15 protein-coding genes are annotated in these 15,110 nt (G+C 66.7%); 11 read left to right on the plus strand and 4 right to left on the minus strand.

Features of this window, described 5'->3' with window-relative positions; genetic code table 11:
• The first annotated feature begins 5 nt into the window (after window positions 1-5).
• The 9 genes from ACUDCK_RS12720 to ACUDCK_RS12760 all read left to right on the plus strand — a co-directional run bounded on the left by ACUDCK_RS12720 (window position 6) and on the right by ACUDCK_RS12760 (window position 8,992).
• Window positions 6-689, plus strand: a complete 684-nt coding sequence (locus tag ACUDCK_RS12720) for a DUF2848 domain-containing protein (RefSeq protein WP_175142395.1) — start codon at window positions 6-8, stop codon at window positions 687-689.
• 92 nt (window positions 690-781) lie between these two features.
• Window positions 782-2,128, plus strand: coding sequence for an amidase (locus ACUDCK_RS12725; protein WP_064523014.1), 1,347 nt, complete (start codon window positions 782-784; stop codon window positions 2,126-2,128).
• A gap of 194 nt (window positions 2,129-2,322) precedes the next feature.
• Entirely contained in the window at window positions 2,323-3,234 is a 912-nt protein-coding gene (locus tag ACUDCK_RS12730) for a LysR family transcriptional regulator (protein ID WP_054502656.1), read from the plus strand.
• Window positions 3,235-3,335: 101 nt separating this feature from the next.
• Window positions 3,336-4,142 (plus strand): putative hydro-lyase, encoded by an 807-nt coding sequence (locus ACUDCK_RS12735; protein WP_054502876.1) that lies wholly within the window; start codon window positions 3,336-3,338, stop codon window positions 4,140-4,142.
• Window positions 4,143-4,438: 296 nt separating this feature from the next.
• Entirely contained in the window at window positions 4,439-5,689 is a 1,251-nt protein-coding gene (locus ACUDCK_RS12740) for an ABC transporter substrate-binding protein (protein WP_175167364.1), read from the plus strand.
• Between the two features lie 45 nt (window positions 5,690-5,734).
• Complete coding sequence (locus ACUDCK_RS12745) at window positions 5,735-6,586, plus strand: branched-chain amino acid ABC transporter permease (RefSeq protein WP_064523012.1); 852 nt, start codon at window positions 5,735-5,737, stop codon at window positions 6,584-6,586.
• Between the two features lies 1 nt (window position 6,587).
• Window positions 6,588-7,577 (plus strand): branched-chain amino acid ABC transporter permease, encoded by a 990-nt coding sequence (locus ACUDCK_RS12750; protein WP_054472166.1) that lies wholly within the window; start codon window positions 6,588-6,590, stop codon window positions 7,575-7,577.
• Window positions 7,558-8,280, plus strand: a complete 723-nt coding sequence (locus ACUDCK_RS12755; RefSeq protein WP_054502654.1) for an ABC transporter ATP-binding protein — start codon at window positions 7,558-7,560, stop codon at window positions 8,278-8,280. The genes ACUDCK_RS12750 and ACUDCK_RS12755 overlap by 20 nt, the downstream gene beginning before the upstream one ends.
• Window positions 8,281-8,284: 4 nt before the next feature.
• Window positions 8,285-8,992 (plus strand): ABC transporter ATP-binding protein, encoded by a 708-nt coding sequence (locus ACUDCK_RS12760; protein WP_054502653.1) that lies wholly within the window; start codon window positions 8,285-8,287, stop codon window positions 8,990-8,992.
• Window positions 8,993-9,093: 101 nt separating this feature from the next.
• Here ACUDCK_RS12760 and ACUDCK_RS12765 read toward each other — a convergent pair whose 3' ends face one another.
• The 4 genes from ACUDCK_RS12765 to ACUDCK_RS12780 all read right to left on the minus strand — a co-directional run bounded on the left by ACUDCK_RS12765 (window position 9,094) and on the right by ACUDCK_RS12780 (window position 13,276).
• On the minus strand, window positions 9,094-10,164 hold the full coding sequence (locus tag ACUDCK_RS12765; protein ID WP_054502652.1) for a porin: 1,071 nt from the start codon (window positions 10,162-10,164) through the stop codon (window positions 9,094-9,096).
• Between the two features lie 335 nt (window positions 10,165-10,499).
• Window positions 10,500-11,801: a TRAP transporter large permease gene (locus ACUDCK_RS12770; RefSeq protein WP_175167363.1), complete on the minus strand. Its 1,302-nt coding sequence runs from the start codon at window positions 11,799-11,801 to the stop codon at window positions 10,500-10,502.
• The gene (locus tag ACUDCK_RS12775) at window positions 11,794-12,294 is read right to left on the minus strand and encodes a TRAP transporter small permease (protein ID WP_049073496.1); all 501 of its coding nucleotides are present in this window, start codon (window positions 12,292-12,294) and stop codon (window positions 11,794-11,796) included. Before ACUDCK_RS12775 ends, ACUDCK_RS12770 begins: the two co-directional genes overlap by 8 nt.
• Before the next feature lie 7 nt (window positions 12,295-12,301).
• On the minus strand, window positions 12,302-13,276 hold the full coding sequence (locus ACUDCK_RS12780; protein WP_116791231.1) for a TRAP transporter substrate-binding protein: 975 nt from the start codon (window positions 13,274-13,276) through the stop codon (window positions 12,302-12,304).
• A gap of 284 nt (window positions 13,277-13,560) precedes the next feature.
• On the opposite strand from ACUDCK_RS12780, the gene nudC reads away from it, so the two are divergent.
• Together nudC and ACUDCK_RS12790 are read left to right on the plus strand one after the other, a co-directional pair.
• On the plus strand, window positions 13,561-14,331 hold the full coding sequence (gene nudC / locus ACUDCK_RS12785) for an NAD(+) diphosphatase (RefSeq protein WP_054502648.1): 771 nt from the start codon (window positions 13,561-13,563) through the stop codon (window positions 14,329-14,331).
• Between the two features lie 200 nt (window positions 14,332-14,531).
• Window positions 14,532-15,041 carry a winged helix DNA-binding protein gene (locus ACUDCK_RS12790; RefSeq protein ID WP_006388202.1) on the plus strand — a complete coding sequence of 170 codons (510 nt, stop codon included), beginning with the start codon at window positions 14,532-14,534 and terminating at the stop codon, window positions 15,039-15,041.
• The last annotated feature ends 69 nt before the right edge of the window (window positions 15,042-15,110 follow it).

Raw genomic sequence — 15,110 nt, forward strand, 5'->3', positions numbered from 1 at the left:
TTTTCATGAAAGCCGTATTCCAGATCGAAGCCGATTCCCCCCGCCAGGTCGAGGTGGACTTCAATACCCTCATCGTGGCCGGCTGGGCCGGGCGCGACATCGCCGCCATCGAGCACCACATCGAGGAACTGGCCGCCATCGGCGTGCCGCGTCCCACCAGCGTGCCGCTGTACTACCGCATCGCCGACAACCAGTTGACCCAGGCCGAACGGGTGCAGGCGGTGGGCGGCGATTCGTCCGGCGAGGTCGAGACCTTCGTGTTCGCGGCCGACGGCGAAATGTACGTGAGCATTGCCTCGGACCACACCGACCGCAAGCTGGAGACGGTCAGTGTGGCCATGTCCAAGCAGGTCTGCGTCAAGCCGGTGGCGACCTCGGCGTGGCGCCTGGCCGACGTGGCCGAATACTGGGACGAACTGGTAATCCGTTCGTACATCGTCGAGAACGGCGCCGAGGTGCTGTACCAGGAAGGCCCGCTGGCCTCGCTGCGCACGCCGCAGGACCTGATCGCCGGCTACACCGGCGGCGGCGCCACGCTGCCCGAAGGCGCCGGCATGACCTGCGGCACCGTCGGCGCCATCGGCGGCATCCGCCCGTCGGCCGAATTCACCATGGAACTGTTCGATCCGCGCCGCCAACGCAGCCTGCGCCACCGTTATCATGTCGAGATCCTGCCGGTGGTGGCCTGACGCCCGGCAGGCGCCCTGATTGCCATGACGCGCCCCGGCGGGGCGCGCCGGTCCAACACCTTTCATGCCGCCCCGCGGCCCCCTGGAACCGTATGCTTTCGACCCTGAATGACCTGACCGCCGCCCTCAACGACGGCCGCACCACTTCCGTTGAACTGACCGAGGCCGCCCTGGCGCGCGCCAACGATCCGGCCGGCGAGGGCGCCCGCGCCTTCACCCGCCTGTATGCCGAGGCGGCGCTGGCCCAGGCCCGCGCCTCGGACACGCTGCGCGCCGCCGGCATCGTGCGCTCGGCCATCGAGGGCCTGCCGATCAGCATCAAGGACCTGTTCGACATCGAGGGCGAGACCACCATGGCCGGCTCGGTGGCGCGCGAGGGCGAACCGGCGGCCGACGCCAACGCCGAAGTGGTGCAGCGCCTGATCGCCGCCGGCGCGGTCATCATCGGCCGCACCAACATGACCGAATTCGCCTATTCGGGCCTGGGCATCAATCCCCATTACGGCACGCCGCTGAACCCCTGGGACCGCGCCACGGGCCGCATTCCTGGCGGCTCCTCGTCGGGCGCGGCGGTGTCGGTGGCCGACGGCATGGCGGTGGCCGCCATCGGTTCGGACACCGGCGGCTCGGTGCGCATTCCCGCCGCGCTGTGCGGCCTGACCGGCTTCAAGCCCAGCGCCTGGCGCGTGTCGATGGAAGGCGTGCTGCCGCTGTCGGCCAACCTGGATTCCATCGGCCCCATCGCCGCCAGCGTGCGCTGCTGCGCCGAACTCGACGCCATCCTGTCGGGCGAGGGCGGGCCGGTGCCCGAGGCGCTGCCGCTGCGCGGCCTGCGCCTGGCGGTGCCCCAGACGCTGGCGCTGGACGCCATGGACAAGCACGTGTCCGACACCTTCGCGCGCACCGTGGCGCGGTTGGCAGAGGCTGGCGCGCTGGTCGACGAGGTTGCCATCCCGGAATTCGCCGAGCTGGCCGGCATCAACGCCAAGGGCGGCTTCACCGCCGCCGAGGCCTGGGCCTGGCATCGCGACCTGATCGCCCGCGCCGGCAAGCGTTACGATCCGCGCGTGGTGTCGCGCATCATGCGCGGCAAGGACATGAGCGCCGCCGACTACCTGGACCTGCTGGACGCGCGCGAAGCCTGGGTCGCCGCGGTCGACCGCCGCATCGCCGGCTACGATGCGCTGATCCTGCCGACCACGCCGATCGTGGCGCCGGCCGTGGCCGACCTGACGGCCTCGGATGAAGCCTATTACGCCGCCAACGGCCTGATCCTGCGCAATCCCACGCTGATCAACTTCCTCGACGGCTGCGCGCTGTCGCTGCCTTGCCACGCCGACGGCAGCGCGCCGGTCGGCCTGATGATCGCCGGCAGCAACGGCGCCGACCGCCGCATCCTGGCCATCGGCCTGGCGGTCGAGGAACTGCTCGCGGGTTGAACCCGGGCCCGGGCCGCGCCCGCTCACGGCCCCGGGCCGCCCGCCGTCGGGCCTTGCTTCGCGGGGACGGCTGTCGGGTGGGGATGGCGGCCGCGCGGGCGGGCAGGGCGGTGTTTTCCGCCATATCGGAACCGTCCCCCTGACGCTAACATCCAGGCTGGACATGCCGCGCAACGGGGCAGGATACGGGCGCCATGATAGATCTGCGCAATATCGAGACGTTTTTCTGGGTGGCCACGCTGGGCGGCTTTCGCGCCGCGGCCGAAAAGCTCAACGCCACCCAACCGGCGATTTCCCAGCGCATCGCGTCGCTGGAATCCGACCTGGGCATCCGCCTGTTCGACCGCGACGTGCGCGGCATCAAGCTGACCGGCAAGGGCCAGGAACTGCTGTCACACGCCGAGCGCATGCTGCAACTGCGCCGCGACATGCAGGAAGCGGCGCGGGCCAAGAGCGTGATGACAGGCACCCTGCGGCTGGGCGTGTCCGAGACCATCGTGCATACCTGGCTGCCGACGCTGATGGAATACCTGCACGACGCCTACCCGGCGCTGATGGTCGAGATCCAGGTGGACACCACCACCGTGCTCAAGACCCAACTGGCCTCGCGCCAGATCGACCTGGCGTTCCTGCTGGGGCCGATGGAAGAGCCGCGCATCGAAAACCTGTACCTGTGCAATTACCCGCTCAGTTGGGTCGCCAGCCCCAAGCTGAAGGTGGGACGCCAGCCCATCAGCCTGAAGCGGCTGGGGGAATGGCCGGTCATCACCTATTCGTCCACCACCGATCCGCACCGCGCGGTGCGGCAATTGCTGCAGCAGGCCGGCGTGGACGCGCCGCGCATGTATGGCAGTTCGGCGCTGAGCGTGATCGTGCGCATGGCGCTCGACGGCATCGGCACCGCCGTGATCGCCCCGGTGATCCTGCGCAAGGAGCTGACCCAGGGCGAGCTGCGGGTGCTGGAGGTCAAGGCGCCGGCGTTGCCGCCGCTGCACTACACCGCCTGCTGGATGCAGGGCCCCGACAGCCAGGTGCCGCGCACCGTGGCCGAGGCCGCCCAGCACATTGCGCGTGAAGAAGCGCTGCGCCATCCGGCAAAACCCTGATAAGGAATTCTGATCGGGGTCTATCGCAACATGTGATTAGACGCCGGGCCCGAGTTCCGGTGCAATGGCGCCATACCAACACTGGCTTCAGGGGAATGGACATGGCATTGGATTCGGCGGCCCGCAACAGCGTGGAACTGGCGCGTCGCGCAAGGCTCGACGCCCGCAGCGGCAAACTGAGCGGTCCCACGGCCAACCTGGCGCCGGGGCACGTGCAGGCCAACCTGGCGATCCTGCCGCGCGCGCTGGCGGCGGATTTCCTGCATTTCTGCCAACGCAATCCCAAGCCGTGCCCATTGCTGGCCATGTCCGAGCCGGGCGATCCCTCCCTGCCCGAACTGGGCCAGGACATCGACATCCGCACCGACATCCCGCGCTATCGCGTGTGGCAGAACGGCGAGCTGGTGGCCGAGCCGACCGACGTGCGCGACCTGTGGCGCGATGACCTGGTGTCGTTCCTGATCGGCTGCTCGTTCTCGTTCGAGGAAGCGATGCTGGACAACGGCCTGCCGGTGCGCCACATCGAGCAGGGCTGCAATGTGCCGATGTACCGCACCAATATCCCGACCCATGCCGCCGGCGTCTTCGGCGGCCCGCTGGTGGTGTCGATGCGGCCCCTGAAGGCCGCCGACGCCATCCGCGCCATCCAGGTGACCTCGCGTTTTCCCTCGGTGCACGGCGCCCCGGTGCACATCGGCGACCCCGCATTGATCGGGATTGCCGATATCGACCGACCGGATTATGGTGACGCGGTGGAGATCCGCGCCGGCGAGCTGCCGGTGTTCTGGGCCTGCGGCGTGACGCCGCAATCGGTGGTGGCCGCCGTGCGCCCCGATTTCTGCATCACCCACGCGCCCGGGCATATGCTGGTCACCGACCTGGTCAACAGCCGCATGGCGATCCTGTAGGCCGCGCTCCGATTCTCAGTCAACCGTCAGCGGAAAACCGCTAGAAATCACAGTCTTCACGCACTAGCAGTACCCATTACAAAGCGTCCATGGTCGGACGCGTCAGCAGCTTTGGTTTTGCCTCCAGAAAGATCCATGACAGGACAAGGGGAAAAGGCGACAAGAGTTCAAGATCCACCACCCGTCGGACTGCGCACGGGTGGCGGGTCGCCGCAGGCCCGGATTTCCCGGGCCCGGGGCCATGCGCCCCGCGTTTTGCATTGCTTTCACAGTGGAATTTCTCCAGGAGTCAGGTAATGAAGATGAAGCTCATTGCGTGTGTCGCCGCGAGTCTGGCGCTGTTGGCCGCCGCGCCGACGCAGGCCCAGGTCAAGACCGTGAAGATCGGCGCGATCTATCCCCTGTCCGGCGCGCTGGCGTCCACCGGCGCCGAGATCAAGGCCGCGGTCGAACTGGCCGTGGACATCGTCAATAATCCGCATCCCGAACTGGAAGGGATCCCGCTGGCCGCGGGCGCCGGCCTGCCGGCGCTGGGCGGCGCCAAGATCGAGGTCGTGTTCGGCGATTCGCAGGGCAAGCCCGAAGTGGGCCTGGCCGACGCGCAACGGCTGATCGATCAGGAAAAGGTGGTGGCCCTCACCGGCGCCTACCAGTCGGCCGTCACCAAGACCGCCAGCCGCATCGCCGAGCAGCGCGGCATTCCCTACCTGAATGGCGAGTCCAGCAGCCCGGACCTGACCGAGCGCGGCTACAAGTGGTTCTTCCGCACCTCGCCCAACGACGACACCTTCGTCGAGAACATGATGCAGTTCCTGGACGGCGTGAAGGGCACGCCGACCGCCAAGATCGCGGTGGTCTACGAGAACACCGACTTTGGCGTCAACACCTACAAGGCGGTCGAGAAGTTCGCCAAGCAGTACAAGCGCCAGGTGGTGGCCAACATCGCCTACAGCGCCGGTTCGGCCTCGGTGACGGCCGAGGTGCAGAAGCTGGCCGCCGCCAAGCCCGACGTGGCGATCTTCGCCAGCTACACCTCGGACGCCATGCTGTTCGTGCGCACCATGCGCGAAAGCAAGTACGCGCCGCCAGTGCTGCTGGCCAACGACGCCGGCTTCATCGATTCGCGCTTCGTGCAGGAAGTGGGCCCGCAGGTGCAGGGCGTGCTGACGCGCGACGTGTGGGGCAACGACGTCGCCGCCGCCAAGGCCGGCCTGAAGAAGATCAACGATATGTACAAGGCCAAGACCGGCAAGGACCTGAACGGCAACAACGCCCGTTCGATGCAGGGCGTGCTGGTGCTGGCCGATGCCATCAACCGCGCCGGTTCCACCGATCCGGAAGCGATCCGCAAGGCGCTGGCGGCCACCGACCTGGGCGAGGCGCAAGTGGCCATGCCCTGGGCCGGCGTGAAGTTCGACGACAAGGGCCAGAACACCAAGGGTTCGGGACTGATCCTGGAACTGAAGGGCTCGTCCTACCAGACGGTCTGGCCGGAAAAGTACCGCACCGACAAGACGCTGCCCACGCTGCCGTTCTCCTGGAAGTAATCATCAGCCGTGGCGGGCCGCGGGGGCCCGCCACAGGAGCACTCCATGTTTGAAGCTCTCTCGGCAGGCCTGTTCAACGGCCTGATCTATGCCGCGGTGGCTGTGGGGCTGGCGCTGATCTGGGGCATCACCGACGTCATCAACTTCGCCCATGGCGAATTCCTGATGCTCGGCATGTATGCCGCCTATTGGCTCTATACCCTGGGTCATATCGACCCCACGCTGTCGGCCCCTCTGGTCGCCATCGTGCTGGCCTTCGTTGGTTTCCTCACTTATGCGCTGATCATCAAGCGCCTGCAGAAAGGTCCCGCCATGGCGGTGATCCTGGCCACCTTCGGCCTGGGCCTGGTGCTGCGGCAACTGGCGTTCATCGCCTTCAGCCCCGACTACCGCAGCCTGCCCGACACCCTGGTGTCCGGCAGCGTCACCGTGGCGGGCATCTCGCTGGGCCGGCCGCAGGTGGTGACCGGACTGATCGCGCTGGTGATGGTGGTCGCGCTGTTCGTGCTGGTGTACCGCACGCGCTGGGGCCATGCGCTGCAGGCGGTGGCCGAAGACCGTCAGGTGGCGGCGCTGGTCGGCATTTCGCCCGACCGCGTCAACGCCCAGGTCTGGATGCTGGGCAGCGCCGCCGTCGGCCTGGCCGGCGCGCTGCTGACCACGTTCTTCTACGTGTTCCCATCGGTGGGCACGGTATTCGGCCTGCTGGCTTTCGTGGCGGTCTGCATGGGCGGCTTCGGCTCGCTGCCGGGCGCCTTCATCGCGGGCATCCTGATCGGGATCATCGAGGCAATGACGGGCTACTTCGTGGCGCCGGCGCTGAAGACGGTCAGCGTCTTCATCCTCTTCATCCTGGTTCTCTGGTATCGGCCGCGCGGCCTGTTCGGGCGGTGGTGACATGACGACGACACAGAAAAAGGACGGCGCGGCCTCGGGCGTGCCGAAATGGCCGGTGGCCGTGGCCCTGGCGGCGGCGGTGCTGCTGGCGCTGGTGCCGCTGGTGGTGACCGACTCGTTCACCCTGCAGGTGCTGCTGCTGGCCATCATGTTCGGCGCGCTCGGCGCGTGCTGGAATCTGGTGGGCGGCTTTCTCGGGCGCATTTCCTTCGGCCACGCGGTGTTCGTGGGCGTGGGCGGCTACACCACGCTGTTGCTGCTGCATCATCTGAAGCTGACACCATTGCTCGGCATTCCGCTGGGCGGCCTGATCAGCGCGGCGCTGGCCTGGCTGGTGGGCGGGCCGACGCTGCGCCTGTCCGGCCACTATTTCGCCATGGCCACCATCGCGCTGTTGCAGATCGGGCTGCTGCTGATGATCAACTGGGACTGGGCCGGCGGCGCGGTCGGGCTGGAGGCGCCGATCGGCGACGCCGCCTGGATGCTGCTGTTCCGCAGCAAGGTGCCGTACTACTGGATCGCGGTGGGGCTGGCGTTCCTGACGTTCTGCGCCACGTACTTCCTGGTGCATTCCAAGACCGGCTTCTATTGGCGCGCCATCAATGGCGACGAAGCGGCCTCGCGCAGCCTGGGCGTGCCGGCGGACCGCTACAAGATGCTGGCGTTCGTGCTGTCCGCCGGCATGACCGGGGTGTGGGGCGGCTTCTTCGCCATGTACGTGGGCTTCATCGATCCTGAGTCGATGTTCAGCCTGACGATGTCGGTGCAGGTGGTGCTGGTGGCCATCCTGGGCGGGGTCGGCACGTTGGTCGGTCCGTGGCTGGGCGCCGCGGTGCTGCTGCCGCTGTCGGAAGGCACGCGGGTGCTGTGGGGCAGTTCGGGCCTGGGCCTGGACCTGTTGATTTTCGGGTTGGCGATCCTGCTCGTCACCCTGTTCCTGCCAGGCGGTCTGGTGACATTGAGGAGGCGCCGTGGCTCTGCTCGACGTTAAGAACCTGACCAAGCGCTTCGGCGGCCTGGTCGCCAACAAGGACATCTCGCTGTCGGTCGAGGCGGGTGAGATCGTCGCCATCATCGGTCCCAACGGCGCGGGCAAGAGCACGCTGTTCAACGGCCTGGTCGGCCATCACGAGCCGACCTCGGGCACGGTGGCGTTCGCCGGCGAGTCCATGATCGGCCGGCGGCCGGAGCAGGTCGCGGCCATGGGCCTGGTGCGCACCTACCAGATCCCGCGCAGCTTCGGCCAGATGACGGTGTTGGAGAACGCCATGGTCGGCGCGCTGCTGCGCCATCCGCGCCTGCCCGACGCGCGTCGCGCGTCGGCGCGGGTGCTGGAGCTGGTGGGCCTGGCCGACCGCGCCGATACGCTGGCGGCCGAGTTGAACGTGGCAGGGCAGAAGCGGGTCGAGCTGGCGCGTGCGCTGGCGACCGAGCCGCGCATGCTGCTGCTGGACGAAGTGGCCGGCGGCCTCAATCCGGCCGAGGCCATCGCGCTGGCCGAGATCCTGCGCGGCATCCATGCCGCCGGGGTCACGCTGATCATCGTCGAGCACGTGCTGGAGGTGGTGATGCGGCTGGCGCAACGGGTGCTGGTGTTGAATTTTGGCCAGATGATCGCGGAAGGGGCGCCCCAGGACATCGTGCGCCATCCCGCCGTGATCGAGGCTTATCTGGGGAGGAAGCACCGTGCCTGATGCGATGTTGAAGGTCGACAACCTGAGCGTGGCCTACGGCGGCGTGCAGGCCGTGCGCGACGTGTCGCTGGAAGTGCGGCAAGGCGAAATCGCCGCGCTGCTTGGCGCCAACGGCGCCGGCAAGTCCAGCACGCTGCTGGCCATCATCGGCTCGGTCAAGCCCAGGGAAGGCCGGGTCGTCTTCGAAGGGCGCGACATCACGGGAACGCCGCCGGACCAGTTGGTCAAGCAGGGTATCGCCATGATTCCGGAAGGCGCGCGGGTGTTCGCGCGCCAGCCGGTCGAGCAGAACCTGCGGCTGGGGGCGTACACCGTGCGCGACGAGCGCATCTACCAGGAGCGGCTGGACAAGGTCTACACGCTGTTCCCGCGGCTCAAGGAGCGCCGTGAACAGCTCGCGGGCACCATGTCCGGCGGCGAGCGGCAGATGCTGGCGATCGGCCGCGCCCTGATGAGCGGGCCGCGGCTGCTGCTGATCGACGAGCCCAGCCTGGGCCTGTCGCCGCTGCTGGTCGAACAGGTGTTCGACGCCCTGGCCGCGCTGAACCGCGACGATGGCCTGTCGGTGCTGCTGGTCGAGCAGAACATGACGCAGGCGCTGGAAGTGGCGTCGCGCGCCTATGTGATGCAGAGCGCGCGCATTGCGCTGTCGGGTGATGCCGCCGAGCTGGCGGCGTCGGACGAGGTGCGCAAGGCGTATCTCGGGATGTAGCCCGTCGGCCGCTTTCCGCCAGGCGAAAAAAAGCCCGTCGCGCGAGGCGACGGGCTTTTTCTTGATAGGCGGCCGGGGGCGGGCCGACAGTCTCGAAGGACTCAGAAGATGTGGCGGATGCCCACGCCGGCGCCGACCTGGCTGGTGCGGCCGGCGATTTCGCCGGTGGCGGCGTCGCGGACCTTGTTGTAGTCCACGGTGCCGTACACCTGGGTGCGCTTGGACAGCGAGTACTCGGCCACGGCCACCAGGGCGTAGCGCTTGCCCTTGTCGCCGTCCTCGACCACGTTCTTGCTCTGGTCGTAGTAGGCGGCGCCGGTGATGGCCCAGCGCGGGGTGGCCTGCCAGGTCACGCCGGCGAAGTAGCCGTTGTCCTTGCGGTCGAGCTGGGCGGTGGTGGTGCCGCCCATGACGGCGTTGACCCAGCCGGTCTGGTCGCGGCCGTTGAAGTAGCCCGCGAAGATCTTGGCGCTTTCGAACTGGTACGAGGCGCTGAAGTTCCAGACGCGCTGGCGCAGGTCGGAATCGTTGCCTTCGTAGGTGTTCTGGTACGCGGCGCCCAGACCCAGTTGACCGACGGTGTAGCGCAGGCTCACACCCATCTGCTGACCGGCCTTGCGGTCAGACCACTTGTCGCCGTTGGCCCACTGCGCGATCACGTTCAGGTCGCCCAGGGTGTTCGAGTAGCGGAACGAGTTGTTGTTGCGCACGCGGCCCATGGCGGCGGGCAGCCACGAGTTTTCGTTGTAGTTACCGACCGTCAGCGGGTCGAAGTAGTCGGCCATCAGGTCCTGGATCACCGTGTTCTGCAGGCCCAGGGTCAGCGCGCCGATCTTGCCGCCATCCAGGCCGACGTAGGCCAGGCGGTTGAAGGTCTTGCTGGTGTCGGAGGCCTTGCCGTTCTGCACGTTGAAGCCTTGCTCCAGGCGGAAGAAGGCGCGGTTGCCGTCGCCCAGGTCTTCCGAGCCGCGCAGGCCCCAACGGCTGTTGGAGATGGCGCCGTTGGCCATGGAGATGCGGCTGCCGTCCTGGCCGGTGGCGCCGTCGCTGGTGTTGACGTAGCGGATGCTGACGTCGGCGATACCGTACAGGGTGACGCTGGTTTCCGCGGAAGCGGCGCCGGCGGCCAGGCCGAGACCGGCTGCGGCGAGCGAGAGGGTGATGCGTTTCACGAAGGCTTCTCCTAATGTTTCTGTTCTTTGCGTACGTCGGGCTTTTGACTCGACGGGATGCGCCTGGCGGTTCGCCCGGAGCGGGGCCGCTGCACCGACGCCAGGGGTTGGCGCGGGTCCGGAGCGTTGGCCCTGGTTGCGTTTGTGCGCCATCTTGGTGCGCACTGGAACGCCACGGGGATTCTAAAAAAGTTACGGCTTGTGTAGTGCGTTTATCTTTTTCGCGTTTTCCCTGGGTTTACAGAATTACAAAAAAGGCGATGGTTGAAACAATCAGGCGATTGTTCCAAAAAAACCCCGTTGCGAGAACGGGGTTTCTGGGGGGCGCTACGGGCTCATAGCGTCATATGCAGCGGCAGCCACGTGGCGATGCCGGGCACCATGTACAGTAGCAGCACCGCCAGGATCATCAGGAAGAACATCGGCAGCGAGGCGCGCGCGATGTAGGGCAGTTCGCGCCCGCTCATGCCCGACAGCACGAACAGGTTGAAGCCCACCGGCGGCGTGATCTGTGCCATTTCCACAACGAAAACGATGAAGATGCCGAACCAGATCAGGTCGATGCCGGCCGCCTGCACGGTCGGCAGCAGTACGCCCATGGTCAGCACCACGATGGAAATGCCGTCCAGGAAGCAGCCCAGCACGATGAAGAACACCATCAGCGCCATGATCAGCCCGAACTGCGACAGGCCCAGCCCGCCGATCCATTCGGCCAGCGCCCGCGGCAGGCCGATGTAGCCCATTGCCAGCGTCAGGAACTGCGCGCCGGCCAGGATCAGCGCGATCATGCAGTACAGCCGGGTGGCGCCCAGCAGCGACTGCATGAAGGTGGAACGGTTCAGCGAGCCTTGCAGTCCCGACAGGATCAACGCCCCGACCACGCCCACCGCCGCCGCTTCCGTGGCCGTGGCCAGGCCGGTGTAGATCGAGCCCAGCACCGCGCCGATCAGCAGCATCACCGGAATCAGGTGGCGCGAACGCGACAGCTTTTGCATGAACGTCAGGCCGGGATCGGCGGCCGGCACTTCGTCCGGGTTGCGGATCGCCCACCAGGCGATGTAGCCCATGAACAGCAGCGCCAGCAGGATGCCCGGCACGATGCCGGCGATGAACAGCTTGGCGATCGACACGTCCGCCGCCACCCCGTAGACGATCATGATGATCGACGGCGGGATCAGCAGCCCCAGCGTGCCGGCGCCCGACAGCGTGCCCAGGATCTTCGATTCGGGGTAGCCGCGGCGCGTCAGCTCGGGGATGGTCATCTTGCCGACTGTGGCGCAGGTGGCGGCCGACGAGCCCGACACCGCCGCGAAGATGGCGCAGCCGATCACGTTGGTGTGCAGCAGGCGCCCGGGCAGCCGGTTGAGCCAGGGGGCCAGGCCCTTGAACAGGTCTTCCGACAGGCGCGTGCGGAACAGGATTTCACCCATCCACAGGAACAGGGGCAGGGCGGTCAGCGTCCAACTCGACGAGGCGCCCCAGATGGTGACGGCCATGGCATCGCCGGCGGGACGGCTGGAGAAGATCTCCATGCCGATCCAGGCGGTGCCCGCCAGTGTCAGGCCGACCCAGACGCCGCATCCCAGGAACGCGAAGATCGAGACGACCAGCAGGGTAATGACGAGAAGTTCATTCATGGGTTTGCTGCGAGGTGGCGGCGGCCAGGCCGCGTGAACGGCGAACCAGCTCATCGAGCAGGGCGACCAGGAACAGGACCGTGCCCACGGCCATGCTCAGCTGCGGAATCCACAGCGGCGTGGCGTCGTTGGACGTGGACATGTCGTTGAACTGCCAGGAATCGTAGGCCAGCTTGACGCTGAAGAAGGCGAAAGAGGCAGCCATCAGGCAGCCGATGCCCAGCGCGAAGATATCCAGGCGGCGGCTGGCGGCCGGCGACAGCGCGTTCAGGAGCAGCGTCACGCGAATGTGCTCGCCATGCTTGAAGGTGCTGGCCAGCGCCAGGAAACCCGCGGCGGCCATGAAATACCCGGCGTAGGCGTCGGTGCCGGGAATGTTCAGGCCGAGTTGTCGGGCGATGATGGCGGCCAGCACCGCCACCAGCACGCCGATCGTGCACAGGCCGGCCAGCAGGCCGGCCGCGCCGTAAAGTCCATCCAGAAAGCGGCGCATGGTCGTATCACTGCTTCCGGTAGGCGTCGATCATGGCCTGGCCGTCGGCGCCGGCCTTCTTGAGCCAGTCATCCAGCATGCGCTTGCCGATCACCGACAGGCCTTCCTTGAGCTCGACGGTCGGCTTGATGGTTTCCATGCCGTTCTTGGCCAGTTCTTCCTGGTACCACTTGTTCTTTTCCTGCGACAGCTTCCAGCCGCGTTCCTCGGCCTGCGCGCCGGCCTTTTTCAAGGCTTCCTGCGTCGCCGGATCGAGCGCGTCGAACGCCTTCTTGTTGACGATCACGGCGTTCTTGGGCAGCCAGGCCTGGGTGTCGTAGAACTTCTTGATGTACTCGTAGGTCTTGGTGTCGTAGCCGGTGGAGGCCGACGACATGTACGAGTCGATCACGCCGGTGGCCAGGGCCTGCGACAGTTCGGCCTGCTGCACCGTCACCGGCTGGGCGCCGACCAGCTCGGCGATCTTGGCCGTCACCGGGCTGTAGGCGCGCCACTTCAGGCCCTTCATGTCGCTGATCTGCTTGATGTTCTTGTTGGCGAAGATGCCCTGGGGCGGCCAGGCCACCGCGTACAGCAGCGTCATGCCTTGCGAGTTCAGCTTCTTTTCCAGGAACGGCTTCTGCGCCTGGTACAGCTTGAACGAGGCGTCGTAGCCGGTGGCCAGGAAGGGCAGGCCGTCCAGTTCGTAGATCGGATCTTCGTTGGCGAAGTTGGTCAGCAGGATCTCGCCGATCTGGGCCTGGTTGCCTTGCACCGCGCGCTTGATCTCGGGCGCCTTGTACAGCGAGGCGTTGTTGTGCAGCGTGATCTTGAGCTTGCCTTCGGACAGCGTGTCCACGTCCTTGATGAAGGTCGTCAGGTTTTCGACGTGGAAGTTGCTGGCGGGATAGGCGCTGGGCAGGTCCCACTTGGTCTGGGCCTGGGCGCCGGCGCTGAACGCCACGATGAGGCTGCCGGTCAACAGCGAGAGCTTCTTGAACATGATGGTCCTTCTTTGCGAATGAGGAGTGCGGGACGTCTTGGCCCGGTTAGGCATTGCGAAAAGAGCGCGCGGCGTGGCATGACGCCAGGCTGAAAAGCCGTGCCATTCTATGTTGCCAATTGGTCACAAAGTGCCTGTAAATGCGCGTTTACGGGTAATTCCTAGGCTGGCGCGCGCGGATTGCTTGAAGATTGAACTAGTGTGCCCACGGGCCGGACGAAGTCTTGCGGCGGGGCTTTTTTCTTCTAAGATCTCGTCATCGCAGTCGTGCCGCAGAGGATCGTGTGAATTTCGTTTTTCGTCGTGACGAGTTGCTGGTCGAGGAAGCCACCAGCGTGTTGCCGGATCTGGACGCCTGTGTGCGCGCCGGGCTTGGGGCCGATGCCTTGCAGCCGGTCTGGGCCGCGCCGGAATCGCCGGCCCGCGCCGCGCATGTCGAGCCGGGCATCGAAGCGCCGCACGGCTACGCGTTCAAGAAGCTGCGGTCGCTGTTCGGGGTGCTGGACGAGGAACGCATGGCGCTTGCCGGGCGCGCCTACCAGATCGCGGAATGGGCCCGCACCCATCGTTTCTGCGGCGCCTGCGGCACGCCTACCACGCGTGTCAGCGGCGAGTTCTGCCAGCGCTGCCCGGCCTGCGGCTTCTCGGCCTATCCGCGCATCTCGCCGGCCATGATGGTGCTGATCCGCAAGGGCGACAGCATCCTGCTGGCGCGCCACACCGCCAATGCCGCCGGGCGTTACACGGCGCTGGCCGGCTTCGTCGAGCCGGGCGAGAGCATCGAACAGACGGTGCACCGCGAGGTGCTGGAAGAGGTCGGCCTGAAGGTCGGCAACCTCAAGTACTTCGGCAGCCAGTCGTGGCCGTTCCCGCATTCGCTGATGGTGGCCTATACGGCCGAGTACGTATCCGGCGACATCCGCGTGCAGGAGGACGAGATCGCCGATGCGCGCTGGTTTGGCCCGGGCGATCCGATGCCCGAGATCGCGGCGCGCATCTCCATCGCGGGGTCGCTGATCCGCGCGAATCTGCCGGCGGGCTGGGACGCGCCGTAGTCTTTTGTTCAGGGCAGGCGCCGCGGCGGGCGTCTGCCGCGAACGCCCTGGCGCGGCCGGACGGTTCTGTCAGCGGGGGCCAGGAGCTAGGGGTATTCCCTCGAAACGAGGGTTTTTTTATGTCCCTGATTTATTTTTTATTGATGAAATATAGATAAATTATTAGTATTTCGCGCAGATAAACTCGTTGCGCGGCCGTTATGACCTCCACGTTGATCGCCTCGTCGGCCCACCTGGCCGGGGGCAGCGCGCCCGATCTGTCCGAAGTCGAATTCGGCCTGATGATCGCCAGCCACGCCTTTGACCGCTGGACCGTGCGCTGCATGGCGGCGGCGGGCCTGCCTGACCTGACGCCCACCGATGTCATGGTGTTCCACCACGTGTTCCACCGCCAGCGTCCCAAGAAGCTGGCCGACATTTGCTTCACGCTCAATGTCGAAGACACGCACATCGTCAATTACGCGCTGAAAAAGCTCGACCGCCTGGGCGTGGTCAAGGGCGAGCGCGCCAGCAAGGAAGTGTTCTACAGCGTCACGCCCGAGGGCGCGGCGATCATCAAGCGCTACGGCGAAATCCGCGAGCAATGCCTCACCGCCGGCCTCGACGCGCCGGGCGGGGGCGGCCTGGAATTCAGCCGCCAGTTGGCGCACACGCTGCGCGCCTTGTCCGGCCTGTACGACCAGGCCGCGCGCGCCGCGACCTCCCTGTAACCGATACGCGGGATCCTTCCCGTACCACCACCCGCACGCCGCGGCCGGCAGCGCCGTGGCGGCTTCTTG

The organism is Achromobacter sp. CF-sbj1-Ac2-l (assembly GCF_052698165.1).